Raw genomic sequence first — 19389 nt, 5'->3', positions numbered from 1 at the left:
TGGTTCCTCGAACTTAAGCGTTGTTCTCGCGCTTTTCGCGGATACGTGCTGCCTTACCGTGGCGATCACGCATGTAGTACAGCTTCGCACGACGAACGTCACCGCGGGTCAGCACCTCGATCTTGTCGATCACGGGCGAGTGAACCGGGAAGGTACGCTCAACGCCAACGCCGAAGGAAACCTTGCGAACGGTGAAGGTTTCGCGAACGCCTGCGCCCTGACGACCCACGACGAAGCCCTTGAAGACCTGAACGCGGGAGCGGTTGCCTTCAACGATGTTGACGTGCACGTTCAGGGTGTCGCCAGCGCTGAATTCGGGGATGTCGTCACGAAGCGACTTGTTGTCAATGAAGTCAAGAGTCTGCATTGATTTCTCCACAAGGTATCGGCCGCAGGTCCAATACACTCGTTAACACATCGCGCACAGTGTCTCAGGCCGACCGAAGCCGGCAGACTGGTGCTGCCGCGAAGAAACGTAGATTACACGAGCACCGATTGCGCCGCTCGCGGCTCATGTTGTTGAGGTCGCTCTTCCCCCTGCGGCAGGGGCGTACCCAACACGAACACAAGTATCTATTATGACACCGATGAGGCAAGTTTCCAAGGTTCACCCGGTGTTAGCTATCTTGCTCCGGTGAACCGGCCGCCTGTTCGCCACTTCCCTCTTCTCGCGCGGCCTTGAGCCGCCGTTTGCGTTCGGTGCGTAGCTCGATAAGTAATGTGCGGTCTTTCTTATCCCAGGCGTCCTGACCGGCGGATGAAATCATGTCATAGCGCCGATCAAATGTACGCCTGATCTGCTCATCGCGCCGCCACCGAGCGATTGCGGCGTGATTGCCCGAGAGCAGGACGTCCGGCACGGCGCGTTCTCGCCAGACAGCGGGCTTGGTGTAGACGGGATATTCCAGCAGTCCCCCAGTGTGGGACTCTTCGGCGAGCGACTCCGGGTTACCCATCGCACCAGGAATGAGACGGATGATGGCCTCCATCATGACCATGACCGCAACCTCTCCCCCGTAGAGCACGTAATCTCCGATAGAAACCGGCATCACCCTAAAGTGCTCCTCGGCCCAGTCGAGGACTCGCTCGTCGATGCCCTCGTAGCGAGCCGGCGCGAAAACCACGTGCTGTTCTTCTGCCAGCTCGTAGGCCAGCGCCTGGTTGAAAACTTCTCCGGCTGGTGAGGGAACGATCAGCACCGGCTGAGCCGCAGAGATACCAGCGGTAGCCGCTACCCCGTCGCTCTGCGGCTGTGGCTGCAGATCTGGCTGAGGCTGTGGCTGCGGAGACGCTGCAGTGAGCACGTGATCCAGAGCCAGCCCCCAGGGTTCGGGCTTCATCACCATTCCGGCGCCGCCCCCGTAGGGGGTGTCGTCGACGGTCTTGTGACGGTCGAAGGCAAAGTCGCGAAGATTGTGAATCTGCACGTCCACGAGGCCATCCTTGCGGGCCTTGCCCAGCAACGATAACTCCAGCGGGGCTAGATACTCGGGAAAGATGGTGATCACGTCGAGGCGCACGGGTTAGCCTTCCTCGCTCTCGTCGAGCTCCAGCAGACCGGCAGGAGGGTCGATGAGTACGAACTTTTCATCGAGATCGAGCTCGGGAACGAGCTCTTCAACGAACGGGATCATAGCTTCTCCACCGTTGTGTAGGTCGATCAACAGCAGATCCTGGGTAGGCATGGTCTGCAGCCCGCTCACCGTACCGATGCCCTTGCCTTGCGGCAGTTCTTCTTCGGGGACGTCGGCGAGCAGGTACACCGGTAGCCCCAGCACGTCGTGTTCATAGACGCCCTCGTCGTCGTCAACCTCGGCGGAATCAAAGACGAGACGGGTATTACGCAACACCTCGGCATCATTGCGAGAGGTGACTTCTTCAAACCGCACCACGAGGATCTTCTTGTTCCACCGGGAACCTGCCACTGTCAGCTGACCGCGGGGTGCGATGCGCGCAACGGGACTTGTCGTGGAAAATTCCTCGATGTCGAGGGTTTCACCGCGGGCAAATCGAGCTTCGGGTTGATCGGTGAACAGCTCAACGGTTACCTCACCCCGAATTCCGTGTGGTTTGCCAATACGCGCAACCTGTACCTGCAATGGAGTCTCCCTCTCGTTGTGGTGAGTATGGTTCGGCTTGAGAACCACTTCTATCATAAGAAAACCCCGCACCGTGCCACTGGCATACGGTGCGGGGTTATGAAGCTGATCAGCGTCGATTATTTATCGGCTACCGCTTGCGATCGGTATCCACCACGTCCACGCGGACGGGGTCGGAATGGTTGATCGCGTCGATCACCGTACGAACGCTGTTGGCGGTACGACCCTGGCGACCGATCACTCGGCCGAGGTCGTCTGGGTTAACCCGAACTTCAAGGGTGTCCCCACGACGTCCGCTCCGGGAGCGAACCTCAACGTCGTCCGGGTTGTTAACGATTCCTCGAACCAGGTGTTCGAGTGCATCAGCCAACATGATTACTCAGCTGCTTCCTCAGCTGCGGGCTCAGATGCCTCGTCAGCCTCGGGTGCCTCTGCCGACTCGGTCTCAGCGGTTTCTTCTTCGGAGGCCTTCGGAGTGATAGCCTCGGGCAGGATAACCGAACCGTTGTCGGGAGCAACGAACTCAGGCTTTGCTTCGACGGGCTTGACAGTGTTCTCTGCCTTCTCGCCCTTGAAGGTTGCCCAGTCGCCGGTCAGAGTCAGAAGCTTGCGTACCTGCTCCGAAGGCTGTGCGCCAACGGACAACCAGTACTGAGCACGCTCAGAATCGATCTGGATCAGTGAAGGGTTTTCGGTCGGCTGGTAGATGCCGATTTCTTCGATCGCGCGACCGTCACGCTTAGTGCGGGAATCCATCACTACAACGCGGTAGCGAGGATCGCGGATCTTACCCATACGCTTCAGACGAATTTTTACAGCCACTGTTGTGGACTCTCCTGTTTCTATATGTGGGCGAGGCTATAGTTCAGCGCTCGTGGGGCGAGCCGTCCCTATTGCCTCTATTGAACGCAATGCCACGCGAGTGAGAGGGATCGCGTGCATCGAGTACCTGGAAAATTATGCCAAACCGTGCCGTGTTTTTCCAGACCTGTGACGCAAAGTTCGTTGTGTTTTAGGCAATGTCCATGGTCTAGAAAGATAATGACCGCGCGGTATGTCTTCCGCATGCCGCGCGGTCATCACGTTGAGTTCATACCCGATTAGTCAGCGTAAGAGGTTTTCGATCGGTTCAGCCACGCATACAGCGCACCGATCAGCAGACCACCACCGATGAAGTTACCGATAAACACGATCAGCCAATTCAGCAAGACCGTACCGAGGGTGAACCCCTCGGGCCAGGGGTTGACCGAAAACATCGTCATGCTCATCAGCGAGAAATTGGCGATGACGTGCTCGAAGCTCAAACCCACGAAGATAGCCAAGATGAAAACGATGGTGAAGAATTTCGAAATGTAGTCTTGAGCCTTGGCCGCCCCCAGCAAGGCCATGTTGACCACGAAGTTCGCCAGGATGCCTTCGCAGAGCAGACCCCAGGGCGCCTTCGCAACCTTCGCCGCGGCCGTCGTGGCCATAAAGTGGGTGGGCGGAACGTGTCCGAGCTTCGCAGATTGGCTCATCAACCACGCCACCGCCACGGCACCGACGAGGTTGAAGAAGGTGGTCACCGCAACGAGCGTGATTGCCTTGCCCCAGGAAACCCTACGGTTGGTGGCGCTGTACGAGAGGAACATCATGTTTCCGGTAGCCAGTTCGGCCCCGAGAATGACGATTGCGAACAGTCCGATTCCAAAGAACAGCGCGAAAACGATGGCGCCCATGCCGGGTGCGACACCGTTGACAATCTGCCCCGCGACCGCTGCGAATGCCGTAGCAAGCGTCAGGTAAACGCCCGCTAATATGGCGCGCACGGCAAAACGGGGTACGTCATGGTCGAGAAGATCTAGCTTTTTTGCCGTGGCGGCTTCGATAACCTCGGTGGTGGTGGCCAAAGGTATCCTCCAATAAATGTTCTAGTGATTCTTTCGGTTACGCGAACCCAGTTTTTTCATGAATTCGGTAGCCCGTTTGAACGCCCGCTTCTCGGAAGAATCCGCACGGTGTTTGAGGCCGCCGTTGGGTTTCTCAGGAGAGGCGAGCTCGTCCATGAGTGATCCATCGCGTGAAGTATTGTGTGCCGGCTCATTGCGCTGTTTACCCAGCGCCTCCTGCACTTTGATATACGTCCGCGACAGCGCTAGCTCGGCCAGACCGGTGCCCAGCAACGCGGCGGCTCCCACTGTGGCGGGACGCGCCGAAAGCCCCTGAGCGCGACGGCGAGCCGCAAAAATGGCCAGCGCGCCGGAGACAGAAAGCTGCGCAACTCCGTCGAGGGTCATCAGCCACGGACGACGCTGAACCTGCTGGCGTACGGCTTGCAATGCGTGGGGCGGTATCTCCCCGAGACCTTCGAGGGGATCCTCGTATGTTGCCGCTGCAGGATACAAAACTTCGTGGTTCTCTAAAGATTCTATCTCAATAGTTTCAGACGAAAGTTTCGCCAGCTCCCCCGGCATGTCCAGGAGCTGTAGCACCGATTCCATGCCCAATTCTGAGGCGGAATCTTCTACGTAGTTGTGTAACCGTTTCGTAGCGCTGTCGTTGAGCCCAAAGACCCAGGAAAGATTTTCCAACTCATCCGTCATCCGCACGAAATTCAGCGGTTCGGGAAGATTACCGGGTAACAACCAGAGGGTGTCCACGGCATAGGAGTTCTGCGGCAGGTAGCGCGTCAAGGTCTTGGGTGCTCCCCAGGTCAAGTCGATCACAGTACCGGCGGCCGAAGGTTCGGGATCGGGGCTTCCAATCCCTTCAATCGCGACCTGCTCGGTGATGTGATCGAATGAATCGGGTACCACGAAAGCCAGATGTTGATTGAACTCGGTGACCTCGGTAACCACCGCCGCGCAACGCAGCTCCGAAAGCAAGGGCAGGAGAATCGCGGCTGGTGCTGTCAGCAAAACGGCGTTGTCGTCCACCGGGGCGGCATCGACTGGCCCCATCAAATCCGAGGTGTGAACCGCCTGCCGGAGCTGCTCGAAGGGCACCTGAAGGTAGGCGGCGACGTAGGCATCGGCGTCCAAGACCAATTCCTCACCCAGCGCAGTGACGGGTGCGGAGAGCAGATATGAGTCTTCGTTGGCGCACAGACCGCCGCGCACGGGAAGTTGACCCATCAATTCGGCGGCGAACTCTTCGAAGGCATCCCCGGGGTGTAGTTTGCCATTCTCCCCTAGGTGCGCGGTCAGCACCTCATCGTGGTGGTTCACGCACAGCACGAACACATCGACGTGATGATCGTCTGCCTCGTAGACCAGCACCTCGGGAAGCTTGACCGCCGCAAGCATCAGCGCTTCGACCACATCGTTCGAGGTGGCTTCACGTGCCCGACGGTCCAGATCTGCCTGTTCGTCCTGATCGTCGTGGTCGTCTTCGTCGGTGGCGTGTGTATCAGTTGAGGAATTGTCATCGTCGTCCCCGGCGTCTTGATTGAGCAGGGGCGAGGTGGCTAAATCCACGACCATGGTGTCGTCTTCTAAGCGCGGCTTCAGCACCGCGTCGCCCTCTAACGGACCTTCGTCGGAGCCTCGCTCGGAGTCGGGAACCGAGTCATCGTCGGCAACCCGCTGGCCCAGCATCTTTTCCAGTTGCTCGGCGGTGACGTCGAGATCGGCCAGACCTCTTCCGTTGTTCTCTCGATCCCCGGACTCTTCGGCGGCGCGTTTGATCGCGTTGATCATGTTCTCGATCTCCACGCGAACCACCGACTGGGTGGAATCTTCGGCGGGCTCACCAGCTTCGTCGTCTGCGGTGAAACCGTCGGGGCCGAAGTCCAGAGAAATGCGAGACCAGCTCGTGGCAAGCTGGTCATCTACGGCTGACGATTCTTCATGGGGATTCATAGGTGAATCTGTCATATTGGTTTTGAGTTTTACCTTTGGTCACGTGATAGCCGTTAACTCAACGGCGAATGAATGAAGAGAGATTATTTCTGGTGGAGGTTCTCTGATGAGCTGAGCTCCAAGACCTCACCGGTTTCCAGCGCCCGGAGTGAGGCAGCCAGGCGCGCCGCGAAAGCTCGGCCGAAGTGCTCCTCGAGTTGGTTCTCACTGAGCCAGGCGTATTCGGTCAGTTCCTCCTCCTGCAATGTGATGGGAGTATCCGCTGCAATGACGCCACCGTCGTAGAGGTAGTAGGTGGAGTCACCCCATACCCCCATATCGAGTCCGTGATAGATCATGACTACACGGCCCGGTTCCAGGTGCAACCCGACCTCTTCGAGCACCTCGCGGAAACAACCGTCCTGAGGCGCTTCGTGAGCCTCGACGGTGCCACCGGGCAGGGCCCAGCCGTCGCGGTAGTTCGGCTTGACAGCGAGGATCCTGCCGGATTCATCGCGGATAAGTGCGGAGGCGGCAAGGCGGCGAGTAGGAAGCGTGGCGATGAACGCCACCAGTTCGTCATGCATCAAATACGTATCTGCCATAGCTGACCTCCACAACCTGAGTTTGGGCGAAGATGACGTTGTACTCAGCCTACCGAATCTCCCGCAGGAAAACAGCGAAGGCGCGTACCCCCTCGCGCAGATGACCCCGTGTCGCGCCGAAAAGAGGATGACATGAGGCGCCCGGCAGAGAACTTTCCACCGGGCGCCTCACACGGCACATTTTTACTTGTCGCCTAGGAACTTTTCGAAGCCCTTGGGCAGGTTCATATCTTCAAGGTTGAAATCCTTGTTACCCTGCTGGCCGAAGGACGAACCGGGTACGGCCTTCTGCTGAGCCTGTTGCATCTGCTGAGCGCGCTTGGCCGGGTTACCCGAACGCGCTTTTTTATTGTTCTTCTTAGCGTTCTTCTTGTTGGCCTTCTTCATGGCACCGGACGCGGCTGCCATTCCGGGCATCTGCATGCCACCGGGAAGTCCAGACATATTTCCAGAGGCCAATTTCTTCATCATTTTCTGGGCCTGGGCGAAGCGCTCCATGAGCTGGTTCACCTCAGAGACTGTCACACCGGAACCGCGGGCGATGCGGGCACGCCGCGAACCGTTGATGATCTTCGGCGCCACTCGTTCGTGAGGGGTCATCGAACGTACGATTGCCTCAACGCGATCAATTTCGCGCTCGTCGAATTGTTCGAGCTGCTGACGAATCTGCGCCGCGCCGGGCATCATCATCAACATCTTCTTCATGGACCCCATCTTGCGGATCTGCTGCATCTGAGCCAAGAAGTCGTCGAAGGTGAAGTCTTCCTGGTCGGCGAACTTCTGCGCCATGCGGTCGGCCTCGGCCTTATCCCAGCTGGCCTCGGCCTGTTCGATCAGGGTCAGCACGTCACCCATGTCGAGGATGCGCGATGCCATGCGATCCGGGTGGAACTGCTCAAAGTCGTCCACGTTCTCACCCGTGGAGGCGAACATGATCGGTTTACCCGTGACCGATGCCACCGACAGGGCCGCACCACCACGAGCGTCACCGTCAAGCTTCGAGAGGACGACACCGGTAAAGTCCACACCCTCGTTGAACGCCAGCGCGGTGTTGACGGCGTCTTGACCGATCATCGCATCAATCACGAACAGAACCTCGTTGGGTTCGATGGCATCGCGGATGTCGCGCGCCTGCTGCATCAGCTCGGCGTCCACGCCCAGGCGGCCGGCGGTATCGACGATGACGACGTCGTGGAGCTTCGCACGAGCTTCCGCCACACCGTCGCGGGCCACCTGCACCGGATCGCCGGTGGGGGTGTCGAACTCGCTGGTGACGCCGGGGTGCGGCGCGTAGACCTTGACACCGGCGCGTTCGCCCACGACCTTCAGCTGGTTCACCGCGTTGGGGCGCTGCAGGTCGGAGGCGATCAGCATGGGGGTGTGCCCCTGCTTCTTCAGCCACTTCGCCATCTTGCCCGCCAAGGTGGTCTTACCGGCACCCTGTAGACCGGCCAGCATGATGATGGTCGGCCCGGTCTTGGACATGTTGATGCGGCGAGTCTCGCCACCGAGGATGGTCTGCAGTTCGTCATTGACGATCTTGACGATCTGCTGAGAGGGGTTCAGCGCCTCCGACACCTCGGCGCCGAGCGCGCGTTCCTTGATGTGCGCGGTGAACTCGCGCACCACGGGCACAGCGACGTCGGCGTCTAACAGTGCGCGGCGGATCTCGCGAACTGTGGCGTCAATATCGGCCTCAGTCAGGCGGCCTTTACCGCGCAGATTCTTGAACGTATTCGCTAGCCGGTCAGAAAGTGAATTAAACACGAGCCGTGTACTGCTTTCGGTTGGTTGGTGAGGCTACCCCTCAAGGTTTTTCATCAATCTCCAAGCATAACGTATAGCTTCAGGGGCACGAAAAGCCCGCCGGGCGAGCCGCCAGAAGACAACACGAGGGCCGTTCCACCCCCGTGGGGATAGAACGGCCCTCTGTATTCTAGGTTGGTCTTTAGTCCAGCAACGCGTCGACGAATGCCTGCGCCTCAAAGGGTGCAAGGTCGTCGGGGCCTTCACCCAGTCCCACCAGTTTGACGGGAACGCCGAGCTCCTCCTGGATGGCAACCACGATGCCGCCCTTGGCGGACCCATCGAGCTTCGTCAGCACGATACCGGTGATGTTTACAACCTCAGCGAATACCTTCGCCTGGATCATGCCATTCTGGCCGGTGGTGGCGTCGATGACGAGCAACACCTCGGTGACCGGGGCTTCCTTCTCGACGACTCGCTTGATCTTGCCCAGCTGATCCATGAGGCCAGCCTTGTTCTGCAGGCGTCCTGCGGTATCGATCATCACGGTGTCGACGCCGCGTTCCTTACCCTGCTTAATCGCGTCGTAGGCCACGGACGCTGGGTCGGCGCCGTCCTTCTCGGAGCGGACGGTGTCCACGCCCACGCGATTGCCCCAGGTCTGCAGCTGATCCGCTGCGGCGGCGCGGAAGGTATCGGCCGCACCCAGCAAAAGTTGTTTGTCTTCGGCAACCATGACGCGCGCCAGCTTGCCAACGGTGGTGGTTTTGCCAACGCCGTTGACGCCGACGACCAAAACCACACCCGGGTTGCCATCGGCTCCCTCGAGCTTCAGCGAGCGGTCGTAGTCGGGGCCGACGATCTTCAGCAGTTCCTCGTTGAGCATCTGCTTGACGTGGGCGGGGTTTTCGGTGCCTTCAACGCGGACTCGCTGTTGCAGGGCCGACACCAGCCGTTCGGAGGGGCCGGCACCGAGGTCTGCCATGAGCAGGGTCTCTTCAACCTCGTCCCACACATCCTGGTCGATCTTGTCGCGAGACAACAGTGCCAGCAGGCCCTTGCCCAAGAGATTGTTGGAACGAGCCAGGCGCTCGCGCAAACGGACCAGTCGGCCCACCGCCGACGGCGGTCGTTCAATCGTAGAGACCGGCGCACTGCCGGGGGTATCGTTCGGGTCTCGGGTGGATTCGTACCCGCCCTTGGGCGCCTTGGGGCCGCGAAGCAGCACCGCAAGCACACCGGCAAGTACCAGCACACCTAAGACGATGTACAAAACAAGAGTCAAGGTATCATTCACATCTTCTAGCTTCTCATATAGACCCCCAGGCTGTACCGTCTTATCCACGCCCCTCAGTCCACGTCATAATGCGTACAATACGTTCGCGCCTCGCGCCCCGCGGGTAAAGTGGTGGCCACCATGGCAGACAAGCAACCTTACGTTTCTTCCGACACTTCGGCTCTTCCCATCACCGCGGCCCTTCCCCGGGTCGCCGAGCAACATCGTGACCTCACCGCCGCCACTGATCGCCGAGCAAAACGTGCGGTTCCTACCCAGCTCAAGGTTCTGATTGTGGCCGCCTTCGTCATCGCCTTGGGGTTTGGCCTCATCGCCCCGGTGCTCCCACGCTACGCGGCCAGCTACGACGTGGGTGCGATGGCGGCCTCTGCGGTGGTCTCAATCTTCGCGCTCACCCGTCTACTCTTTGCGCCCGGTGCCGGGAAAATCGTGGTGCGGCTCGGCGAGCGCAACACCTACATCTGGGGCTTGTTGATCGTGGCCGCCGGGTCTTTCGGTACGGCGGCCTCCTGGGACTACTTCTCACTCATGGTCTTTAGGGCGATCGGTGGACTGGGTTCTGTCATGTTTACCGTCTCTGCCATGGGACTTCTGGTGAGGCACTCTCCGGTGAACCTCCGGGGTCGTATCTCTGGTTATTACGCCACCGCCTTCCTCTTGGGTAACATCCTGGGTCCGGTTCTGGGCGCGGTGATGTCTGGGTTGGGTATGCGGTTGCCCTTCGTGATCTACGGTGGTTCGCTCTTGGTCGCGGCCGCCGTGGTGTGGGTCTTCTTGAAAGAGAGTGCGGAGGGTTCTAACGGTTCCACCGCCCACCGTGAGCAGTTGTTGTTCACTGAGGCGCTTCGGTTTTCCAGTTTCAAGTCTGCGCTGGTCACCAACTTCGCGATCGGTTGGGCGGCGCTGGGTATTCGTGTCTCGTTGATGCCGCTGGCTGCGGTGGCGCTGTTGGCTTCGTACCATGCGGGAGAAGACTATGACGCCAATGCCGGCGGTATCGTTCTGGCCGGTGTGGCCATGGCCACCTACGCCGCGTGCAATGCCATCATGCAAAATATCTCCGGTTCACTCTCCGACCGGCACGGGCGGCGCGTCCTTATTTTCACCGGGCTGTTTATTGCGGGCGTATCGACGATCATGGTCGGCCTCGCTGCGAATCCGGTGATGTTTGTCGTCTTTAGTGGGATCACCGGTTTCGGCACCGGGTGCCTGGCGCCGTCCTTACAGGCCGCGGTCGCGGATATCATCGGCTCCTCCCGGGCGGGTGGAACCGTCCTCGCCAACTTCCAGATGGCGGCCGATTTCGGTCAGATCATCGGGCCCATCATCGCGGGTCTGGTCGCCGACCACCTCGGTTTCGGTCCGGCTTTCGTGCTCTCGGCGTGTTTCTTCTTGGTCGCCATGATCGGTTGGATCCCTGGACGCACCCCCAAGTTCCCTGCCGAGCTCGCCGAACCTGGGTACACCGGCAAATAAATTTCACCCCGGTGTCCGCGGGAAATCTAAAGGAGCTGGCGGATGCGTTCGGCGTCTTCACTGAGCGCCTGGGACTGCCCCGATTGCAGGGTGACTCCTAGAAGACGGTCGGCGATCTCCATGGTGGCCGGGCGGTGCGTGATGATGATCAGTTGGCTCTTCTCCCCTAACCGGCGCAAGACGGGGAGCACGCGAGCTAGATTGCGGTCATCGAGAGAGGCCTCCACCTCGTCTAATACGTAGCACGGGGCCGGGCGGGCTGAGAAGATCGCGGTCAACAGCGCCAGGGACGCCAGCGAACGCTCACCCCCAGACAGGAGAGAAAGCCGCTTAACCTTCTTGCCTGCAGGTCGCACCTGAATGTCCACGCCGGCGTCAAGATCCTCGGCGTCCTCCGTCAGGCTCAGCGTTCCTTCGCCACCGGGGAAGAGCTCTTCGATGTCTCGCTCGAAGTGTTCCTTGACGATCTCAAAGGCGGTGTTGAATTCTGCGCGCATGCGCCGGTGGAGGTCGCGCACGAGACTCCTCAGGCTCGAGCGGGTTTGCTTGAGATCGGCAATCTGCTCGGTGAGATAGTCGAAGCGCTGCTGTTGAGCTTCACATTCGGCCACGGCCAGGGGGTTGACTGCCCCTAGAGCACGCAGGGATTCGTCGGCCGATCTGAGATCGGCACGAGCACCGGATGCCGAAAAACTACAGTCTTCGCCTTCTCCCCACCGGTTCACGAATTCTGCCTCGAGATCTTCTGGGGTGCGCTCGAATTGTTCGCGGGCGGTCTCAGCGAGATTGTCGAGGTTGGTCTGAGTCTGAGAAAACTCGGCCTTGATACTGGCGTCTTGTACCGAGATCTTTTCACCCTGATGGGCCAAGGCCGTGAGTTTCGATTCGAGGTCTTGACGGGTGGCCGCCATGTCTCGTTGTTCTTCTCGAAGGGTTTGGCGGGTTTCTTCGATGGTGGTGCGTTCCGCCTCAAGATAACGTTCGAGCGCTTCGGCGCGGTTTATCACGGAGCGCGAACGGGACACGATGTGCGTGCGCTGGGCTTCTTGGTGGCGGGCCTTGACAAGGGCTGCGTCCCAGGCTGTTTGGGCGTCGTCGCGTCGGGTGAGTGCCTCGCGTTCAGCTTTTTGGAGCCATTTCAGGTTTTTCGCCGCCGCTTCCGTGGCCGCTTGGGCGTGAGCGAGAGCCGTGGTGGTCTGCGTATGACGTGCCCGGGCAGTACCCAGCCGGCGGGCGGCGTCCTTTTCGGCGTTGCGCGCTTCATCGAGGCGCTCCGCCGTCTTGTCTTGACGTTTCTTCAGCTCCCGCTGACGGTCTTCGGCGGTTGTGAGTTCCTGCTGGGCGCGGGTCAGCTGGGTGCGGGTATAGAGGGGTGTGGCGGTTTCCCCGAGGTAGAGGGTGGCACCGTGCACGTAGCGGACCCCGGTGGTGGTGATCACGCTCGCCTCGGGGTATTGATCGAGCAGGGAGCGGATCTCGGTGGTGGGGACGTCGGGGTCTACGACGAGGGTGTAGCGTAGCTGGTGCTCCACCACCGCCGTCACCGCCGGGGCGCAGGTGATGAGAGAACACGCCAGGTGAAATCCTTTGGGCAGCTTGGCGGATGAGAGCGGCTCCTCCACCTCGCGTCGCGAAGTGGGCTCGTACAGGTGCGAGACGGGAACGTCGAGTGGTGCAGGTGTCACCCAGGCCTGAGAGAAATCACTCAGCGCTACCGAGATGGCCGTTTCCCAACCGTCGGCGATGTGTAACCCGTCCATCCAGGAGGTCAGTTGCGCTTCGCGACGCACCGTCGCGGAGGGCTGTTGGGCGATGGCGGACTCCAAAGCGTCTTTGAGTAACCGCACGCGTTCTGTTGCGGTCTGCAGCGTCAGTTGGCCGTGATGCGCGCTCTCTAGAGCCTGCTGATACTCGGTGGCTCGCTGCTCTCGCTGAGCGGTGCTTTTCTCGAGCGTTGCCTCGGCGTTTTCGAGCTTGGCGCGGGCCTCCTCGTTCTCCACGCTGGCTTGGTCTACGCCGCGGTCGGAACCATTGACCTGAGCCTGGGCCTTTTTCACCTCTTCCCGCGCTCGCTCAAGGGCCGCCTCGGTCTGGTCTAACCGTGCCCGAGCGCCGGCCAACTCTTCGTTGGCGGTGTGTGGTTTCAGGGGATATGGCTGATGGAAGTTCTGCTCCTGGTCCGGCTCCCCCGCAACAGTGGACGCCGGGGTGGGCGTGACCAGGCGCTCTCGAGATACCGCGACGACTGCCGTCAGGCGAGCGCTGAGTTGCCGAAGCGCAAAGTGACGCTCCATGAGCTCGGCGAGTTCCTGTTCGTTGCGTTGCATTTTTTCGGCCAGGTCACGTAAGCGTTGGGCGGTGGTTTCCCGATCGGTGGCGGCCTGCTGGCGTTGGTCTGCGACGCGAGCGAGCTGTTGTGCCAGCTCTGCATGGGTGTCTCGTACCCGCCCGATCTCTTCGGCCAAGAGGTCGGATTTCAGCTGGCGGATCTGTTCGTTGAGTTCTTGGGCACTCATCGCTTGATGCGATTGGTGCTTGAGCGGTTCTAGTTGCTGACGCAGTTCGTTAGCGAGGTCTTCCAAGCGGTCGAGGTTGGCCTTGAGACTGGTGAGCTTGCGTTCCGTCTTGTCGGCCTTGAGCCGGTAGGAGGTGATGCCCACGGCTTCTTCGATGAGGTGGCGTCTCTCCACGGCGCTGGCGTGGAGCACGCGGTCGATATGCCCCTGGTTGACCACGGAGTGTTGCAGTTTTCCGAACCCCACCGAGGTGAGCAACTCTTGAACCTCGGTGAGCTTGGCGGGTTGGCCGTTGAGCTCGTATTCGGAACCTCCGGCCCGAAACATGGTGCGCGAGACCGTAAGTTCGTCGGCGTCGAGATCCAGGTCAGCTGTGGAGACGTCGAAAGCTGCCGAGACCTTGGCGCGGCCGAGGGCCGCCCGCTGGGAATTTCCCGCGAATATGACGTCTTGCATCGCCCCGGCCCGCAGCGATTTCGTGCTTTGTTCGCCCATGACCCAACCGAGGGCATCCACAATATTGGATTTGCCCGCACCGTTGGGGCCGACCACCGCGTTGATACCGGGGCAGAATTCGAGAGTGGTGGTCGTGGCAAAAGACTTGAAACCGCGGAGTTTCAACGATGTCAGGTGCACGGCATTCCTCTCGAAGCGATCTAGGGCTCATCATAGTGGTCTCTGGAGGATCTCCATTATTCCAGACCCAGTCACTGAGTATTCCTAAGGCGAAATGTAACCGACCGTTGTCGCCTTACCGATACAATCGATAATTAGCCTGGTCGGTATGATCAGGCACGGAACTGTAAGAGACCGTGGATGCCACATGACCGAAAGCAAGTGTTTCATTGACCGCTAATTCCGATATCCGCCATCACAACGTCTCGTTGCTCTCCATCGAACATGAATTGCCTCCCGAGGTCGTCTCTTCTGCGTACTTTGACGAGAAGTTGGCAGCAACCTATAAGCGCCTGCGTATGCCCAAGGGTCTGTTGGAACGCTTGGCGGGGATCAGCGAACGTCGTTCATGGGGCGCAAACATGACTTTTGAGGATGGCGCAGTGGCCGCTGGCGAGAAGGCTCTGGCTGCCTCGGGCGTCACCAAAGACAGCATCGGTCTCATGATCAACGCTTCGGTCACCCGTCATAACCTCGAACCCGCTGTGGCCGTCAATATCCACGACCGACTCGGCCTGCCGCGCCATGCCCTGGAGTTCGACATCACCAACGCCTGCCTGGGTTTCGTCAACGCCATGACCGTTGCCGCCACGATGATCGATGCCGGCGCCATCGACTACGCCTTGATCGTCGCCGGTGAAGACCCCTCCCCCTGGCACGCCACGGCCCTGCGCATCCTGGATCAGCCCGAGACCACCCGCGACGACGTCCTGGCCCAGTTCGCCACCCTGACGCTAGGTTCGGGTGCTGCGGCCGCCGTGATCGGACGCGCCGACCGTCACCCCGAGGGGCACCGCATCAAGGGTTCGGTGTCTCGGGCAGGTACCGAACACCGATACCTCTGCATCGGCGGTGAGGCCGATGAGGGCATGAATACCGACGCCGCCGGTCTGCTCAAGCACGGTCTGCAACTCGTTGCCGAGGCCTGGGAAGAAGCACATGAGCAGGGATGGGATTGGAACGACATGGATTCGTACGTCACCCATCAGATTTCCAACGCACACACCAACGCGATCATCGAAGCGGTGGGTATCGACGAAAAGAAGATCCCCATGACCTTCCCCTATTGGGGTAACGTTGCCGCCGCGGCTCTGCCCATGACGCTGGCAAAAGAGGCCCCGGGATACTCGGCCGGCGACCGCATCCTCTGCATGGGTGTCGGATCTGGCTTGAACACCGCCCTGATGGAAATTACCTGGTAAGACCACCCCACCTCTGAAGGATTTGCGCCCATGATCGAACAGCCTTCCGCGCCTCAGCCCGCCCAGTGGCCAGGGGTCGACCCCGCTTGGTCTCACACGATCAGCGTCACCTCCACCTCCGCGGTAGACGCCGGCACCACGCGTCGGTGGCACTACCTCGATAACGGCCCGGCCCTTGAACAAGCCGGCCGCACACCGGTGGGCACGATCCTGGCCGTGCATGGTAACCCCACGTGGTCGTACCTGTGGCGGTCCGTGGTGGCCGGTGGACTCACCGCCGAGAATCCGTGGCGAGTCATCGCGGTGGATCAGTTGGATATGGGTTACTCGGAGCGAACCGGAGGCAATCGTCGTCTAGCCGACCGCGTCAACGATCTCGGGGATTTCACCGCGGCCTGCGGCCTCGACGGCACCGACCGCCCCGTGGTCACTCTGGCGCACGACTGGGGCGGCCTCATCTCGCTGGGTTGGGCGCTGGAACACCGCAACCTGGTACGCGCGGTCACCTTGACCAATACGGCGGTCTACCACGACGAGACGAAGAAGATCCCTGCCGCACTGCAGCTGGCGTTGAACCCGGCCATTCACGGTTGGGGTACGGAAAAATCGACCGCTTTTCTCGATGTCACCCTGCACTTGGCCCAGCACGGTGGCCTCGATAAAGAGGTCTACCGCACCTACGCGGCTCCTTATTCCACCCCCGCACTCCGAGCGGGCATCCGTCAGTTTGTCGCCGATATCCCCGCCGGCCACGAGGCGCCGTCCTATTCGACGATGTTGCAGATCGCCGAGGGAATTCGCGAATTAGCGGTGCCGGCCTTCTTCCAGTGGGGAACCAAAGACCCGGTGTTCCAACGCCGCTATATGAAGGATCTGCAGGTTCGTTTGCCCCAGGCTGACGTGCACCGCTACGAAAAGGCCTCACACCTGGTGATGGACGACGAAGACATCGCCACCCCGCTTTTCGACTGGCTGAACGAGCATTTCGTGCAGGGGCGTACCTCTCGCGAGGCGCACCTAGAGGCACGTGCGCAATGGCTGGAGACCAAAGTTTTTCACCCGATGATCTCGGGTCTGACCAATCGCGCTGACGATAACTCGTTGGCGGTTGTTGATATGAGCACCAAAGACGAGACCGCCGTGGCGGCTCAGCTCACCTGGGCAGAGCTCAACACCGAGGTCAACCGCCTCGCCAACGGTCTCTACGCCCAGGGTGTTCGACCCGGGTCTCGTGTTAACTTGATGGTTCCCCCTGGTTCCCGTCTCACCGCGTTGCTTTACGCTTGCCTGAAGATTGGTGCGGTGATCGTGGTCGCTGATACCGGGCTGGGGGCCAAGGGTCTGACCCGCGCTCTGAAGGGGGCGCGTCCGGATTTCCTGGTGGGTATCTCCTCGGCATTGGTCGCCGCGCGTACCCTCGGTTGGCCCGGAAAACGAATTGCCGCAGACTCGTTGCTGGCACCGGCTACCCGCGCGCTAGGCGCCGTCGCATCTCTGCGCGATTTCACCGACCGTACGGAATTCACGGCACACACCCCGGCTCCGGACGATGACGCCGCGGTGCTCTACACCTCCGGCTCCACCGGCCCGGCCAAGGGCGTGGTGTACACCCAACGTCAGCTGGCGGGCATGCGCGACGCCATTCAGAACACCTACGAGCTAGCCTCCGGTAGCGGACTCGTGGCCGGTTTCGCCCCGTTTGCCCTACTCGGCCCCGCGCTGGGGGCTACTTCGGTAACCCCGAAGATGGACGTCACCAAGCCCAAGACCTTGACCGCTTCGGCGCTCGCTGCAGCCGCCGCAGCCATCGATGCGAACACTGTGTTTGTGTCCCCGGCGGCCATGATGAATATCGTTGCCACCTCCGGCGATCTCACCACCGCGCAGCGAAAGGCACTGGAGCGGGTTACGACCGTCCTGTCCGCCGGTGCGCCCTTGCCGGTGCAACTGCTGCAGGCCGTTCAGACGCTGGTCCCCCGCGCCTCCATCCACACGCCCTACGGTATGACGGAGGCGCTTCCGATCACCGACGTATCTTTCGAGCAGATTCGTCAGGCGGTCGCTGACGGGCAGGGTGATGCCCCCATGCTCGGTGCCGGATCCGGAGTCTGCGTGGGTACGGCCGTCTACGGGGCCGAGGTCCGTATCGCTGCTCTCGATGAGGCCGGCCAGCCCTCGTCCCAGACCACCTCCGAGCCCGGCGTGACCGGTGAGATCGTGGTCGCGGCGCCGCATGTCAAAGATCGTTACGACACGCTCTGGGTTACCGAGCGCGTCTCGACCTCCACCCCCGGTTGGCACCACACCGGAGATGTCGGACATTTCGATGCCGCCGGCCGACTCTGGGTAGAGGGACGCCTGGCGCACGTCATGGTCACCGGTCAGGGTGTCTTGACCCCGGTAGCAGCCGAACAGTCGACAGAGAAAGTGTCTGCAGTGCGGCGCGCCGCCGTGGTGGGAGTGGGTCCGGAATCCTGTACCACCCCCGTGGCGGTCGTAGAAACCGACCCCCTGGCAGCCCGTGCTGGCCGGGCTTCGGCCGAATTGACTCAGGCGGTACGCGCTCAAGTACTTCAGGAGACCGGCATCGACCTCGCCGCGGTATTGGTGGTGCGTGAGCACCCCACCGACGTGCGTCATAATTCGAAGATCGACCGTGAGAAGCTCTCCCGCTGGGCCACTGCGATGCTCTCCGGTCATAAGGCAAAGATGGAGAAAGCGTGAGCAAGGTATTCTCGCAACGTTCCGTAACAGAGGCTGATTTCGCGGCCCCGCGCGGTGAACACGTTATGGTCACCGGCGCCTCGGGCATGCTCGGGCGTGAGGTAGCACTGCAGTTGCTGCGTGAGGGGTATCAGGTCACCGTCTTTCAACGATCCGATGCCCAGCTTGAGACCCTTCTGCCCGAGTCCGTGCGCAACCGCCTGCGTCAGGTACGCGGTGCCGTGACCGATATCGCAGCTGTCTCGCGAGCATTGGCCGATGCGGACGGCGTGGTGCACCTTGCGGCGAAGGTTTCTTTTGCGGGCAAGTACAACGAGTTCCTGCACACCAACGTACAGGGAACCCGTACCCTGTTGGAGAAGGCCCGCGATCTGGGCGTGGCGAAGTTTCTCTTCATCTCTTCGCCCTCGGTAGCCCATACGGGTACCTCCTTCATGGGAGCCGGAAACGGGCCCGCTACCCCGGAGCTGGCTCGTGGTCATTACGCCCGGACGAAGGCCATCGCCGAGAATCTTGCCCTGAGTGCCGATAGCGAGCAGATGGCCGTGGGTGTCTTGCGCCCGCACATCGTGTGGGGGCCGGGAGACACCCAGCTGGTCGAGCGTGTATTGCAACGTTGCGCTGCCGGCCGGCTCCCCTACCTCAATGGCGGTACCGCCCTGATCGATACCACTTACATCGACAACGCGGTCGACGCCATCGTTGCCGGCTATCAGCGGATTGACAAAATCCACGGCATCCCGTTGGTGATCACCAACGGGCAACCGCGCGAGGTGGCCGAGATCATCGAGGGTATGTGCCAGGCGGTAGGTGTGCCCGCGCCGGGCTTCTCCGTTCCCGCTCGGGTGGCCGCTGCTGCCGGCGGTGTGATCGAACGGGTGTGGGGCGTCCTTCCCGGGCAGGACGAGCCGCCCATGACCCGCTTTTTGGCCGAGCAACTCTCAACCTCCCACTGGTTCGATCAGCGGCAAACCCGCGAACTACTAGGGTGGACACCCAAGGTGTCAATCGAAGAAGGCTACCATCGTCTGGGCGTTTACTACGGTGATACTTTCCGAAACCTGCGAAAGCATCACTAGAAGTTAACTTTCTTCTACCCTCGGTTAATCTCTGACTCCGTTGTCCTTAACGTTGTACTGAGATAGTCCTATAAGCCTCTACGGCAACACACAACCTATCGTCTGATCGACAAAGGACTCTGACGTGACCGAGAAAAACATCGCACCGGCAA

At 60.6% G+C, this 19389-nt stretch carries 15 protein-coding genes; 4 read left to right on the top strand and 11 right to left on the bottom strand.

Features of this window, described 5'->3' with window-relative positions:
• Positions 1-13 precede the first annotated feature (13 nt).
• From rplS to ftsY, 10 genes are all read right to left on the bottom strand, one after another.
• Complete coding sequence (gene rplS / locus VVR12_RS01450) at positions 14-367, bottom strand: 50S ribosomal protein L19 (protein WP_368549337.1); 354 nt, start codon at positions 365-367, stop codon at positions 14-16.
• 250 nt (positions 368-617) lie between these two features.
• Positions 618-1520, bottom strand: coding sequence for a tRNA (guanosine(37)-N1)-methyltransferase TrmD (gene trmD / locus VVR12_RS01445; protein WP_368549336.1), 903 nt, complete (start codon positions 1518-1520; stop codon positions 618-620).
• Between the two features lie 3 nt (positions 1521-1523).
• Positions 1524-2099, bottom strand: a complete 576-nt coding sequence (gene rimM, locus VVR12_RS01440; RefSeq protein ID WP_368549335.1) for a ribosome maturation factor RimM — start codon at positions 2097-2099, stop codon at positions 1524-1526.
• 130 nt (positions 2100-2229) lie between these two features.
• Positions 2230-2472 (bottom strand): RNA-binding protein, encoded by a 243-nt coding sequence (locus VVR12_RS01435; RefSeq protein WP_368549334.1) that lies wholly within the window; start codon positions 2470-2472, stop codon positions 2230-2232.
• 2 nt (positions 2473-2474) lie between these two features.
• Complete coding sequence (gene rpsP, locus VVR12_RS01430) at positions 2475-2921, bottom strand: 30S ribosomal protein S16 (RefSeq protein ID WP_368549333.1); 447 nt, start codon at positions 2919-2921, stop codon at positions 2475-2477.
• Positions 2922-3199: 278 nt separating this feature from the next.
• Positions 3200-3988 carry a formate/nitrite transporter family protein gene (locus VVR12_RS01425; RefSeq protein WP_368549332.1) on the bottom strand — a complete coding sequence of 263 codons (789 nt, stop codon included), beginning with the start codon at positions 3986-3988 and terminating at the stop codon, positions 3200-3202.
• Between the two features lie 21 nt (positions 3989-4009).
• Complete coding sequence (locus tag VVR12_RS01420) at positions 4010-5938, bottom strand: hypothetical protein (protein WP_368549331.1); 1929 nt, start codon at positions 5936-5938, stop codon at positions 4010-4012.
• Between the two features lie 83 nt (positions 5939-6021).
• On the bottom strand, positions 6022-6522 hold the full coding sequence (locus VVR12_RS01415; RefSeq protein WP_368549330.1) for an NUDIX domain-containing protein: 501 nt from the start codon (positions 6520-6522) through the stop codon (positions 6022-6024).
• A 183-nt stretch (positions 6523-6705) separates the two neighbouring features.
• Entirely contained in the window at positions 6706-8289 is a 1584-nt protein-coding gene (ffh, locus tag VVR12_RS01410) for a signal recognition particle protein (protein ID WP_368549329.1), read from the bottom strand.
• 181 nt (positions 8290-8470) lie between these two features.
• The gene (ftsY, locus tag VVR12_RS01405) at positions 8471-9565 is read right to left on the bottom strand and encodes a signal recognition particle-docking protein FtsY (protein ID WP_368549328.1); all 1095 of its coding nucleotides are present in this window, start codon (positions 9563-9565) and stop codon (positions 8471-8473) included.
• A gap of 120 nt (positions 9566-9685) precedes the next feature.
• On the opposite strand from ftsY, the gene VVR12_RS01400 reads away from it, so the two are divergent.
• The gene (locus VVR12_RS01400; protein ID WP_368549327.1) at positions 9686-11041 is read left to right on the top strand and encodes an MFS transporter; all 1356 of its coding nucleotides are present in this window, start codon (positions 9686-9688) and stop codon (positions 11039-11041) included.
• Positions 11042-11067: 26 nt separating this feature from the next.
• Here VVR12_RS01400 and VVR12_RS01395 read toward each other — a convergent pair whose 3' ends face one another.
• Positions 11068-14193, bottom strand: coding sequence for a chromosome segregation SMC family protein (locus tag VVR12_RS01395; protein ID WP_368549326.1), 3126 nt, complete (start codon positions 14191-14193; stop codon positions 11068-11070).
• A 209-nt stretch (positions 14194-14402) separates the two neighbouring features.
• Between VVR12_RS01395 and VVR12_RS01390 the strand changes: the two genes are divergently transcribed.
• From VVR12_RS01390 to VVR12_RS01380, 3 genes are read left to right on the top strand one after another with little or no spacing between them, the layout of a single operon-like run.
• Complete coding sequence (locus VVR12_RS01390; protein ID WP_368549325.1) at positions 14403-15434, top strand: 3-oxoacyl-ACP synthase III; 1032 nt, start codon at positions 14403-14405, stop codon at positions 15432-15434.
• 30 nt (positions 15435-15464) lie between these two features.
• The gene (locus tag VVR12_RS01385; protein WP_368549324.1) at positions 15465-18158 is read left to right on the top strand and encodes an alpha/beta fold hydrolase; all 2694 of its coding nucleotides are present in this window, start codon (positions 15465-15467) and stop codon (positions 18156-18158) included.
• Positions 18155-19237: an NAD-dependent epimerase/dehydratase family protein gene (locus VVR12_RS01380; protein ID WP_368549323.1), complete on the top strand. Its 1083-nt coding sequence runs from the start codon at positions 18155-18157 to the stop codon at positions 19235-19237. The genes VVR12_RS01385 and VVR12_RS01380 overlap by 4 nt, the downstream gene beginning before the upstream one ends.
• Positions 19238-19389: the final 152 nt, after the last annotated feature.

This window comes from Rothia sp. LK2588 (genome assembly GCF_040946465.1).
GTDB lineage: Bacteria > Actinomycetota > Actinomycetes > Actinomycetales > Micrococcaceae > Rothia.
This window is presented reverse-complemented; position numbering and strand designations above follow the sequence as displayed.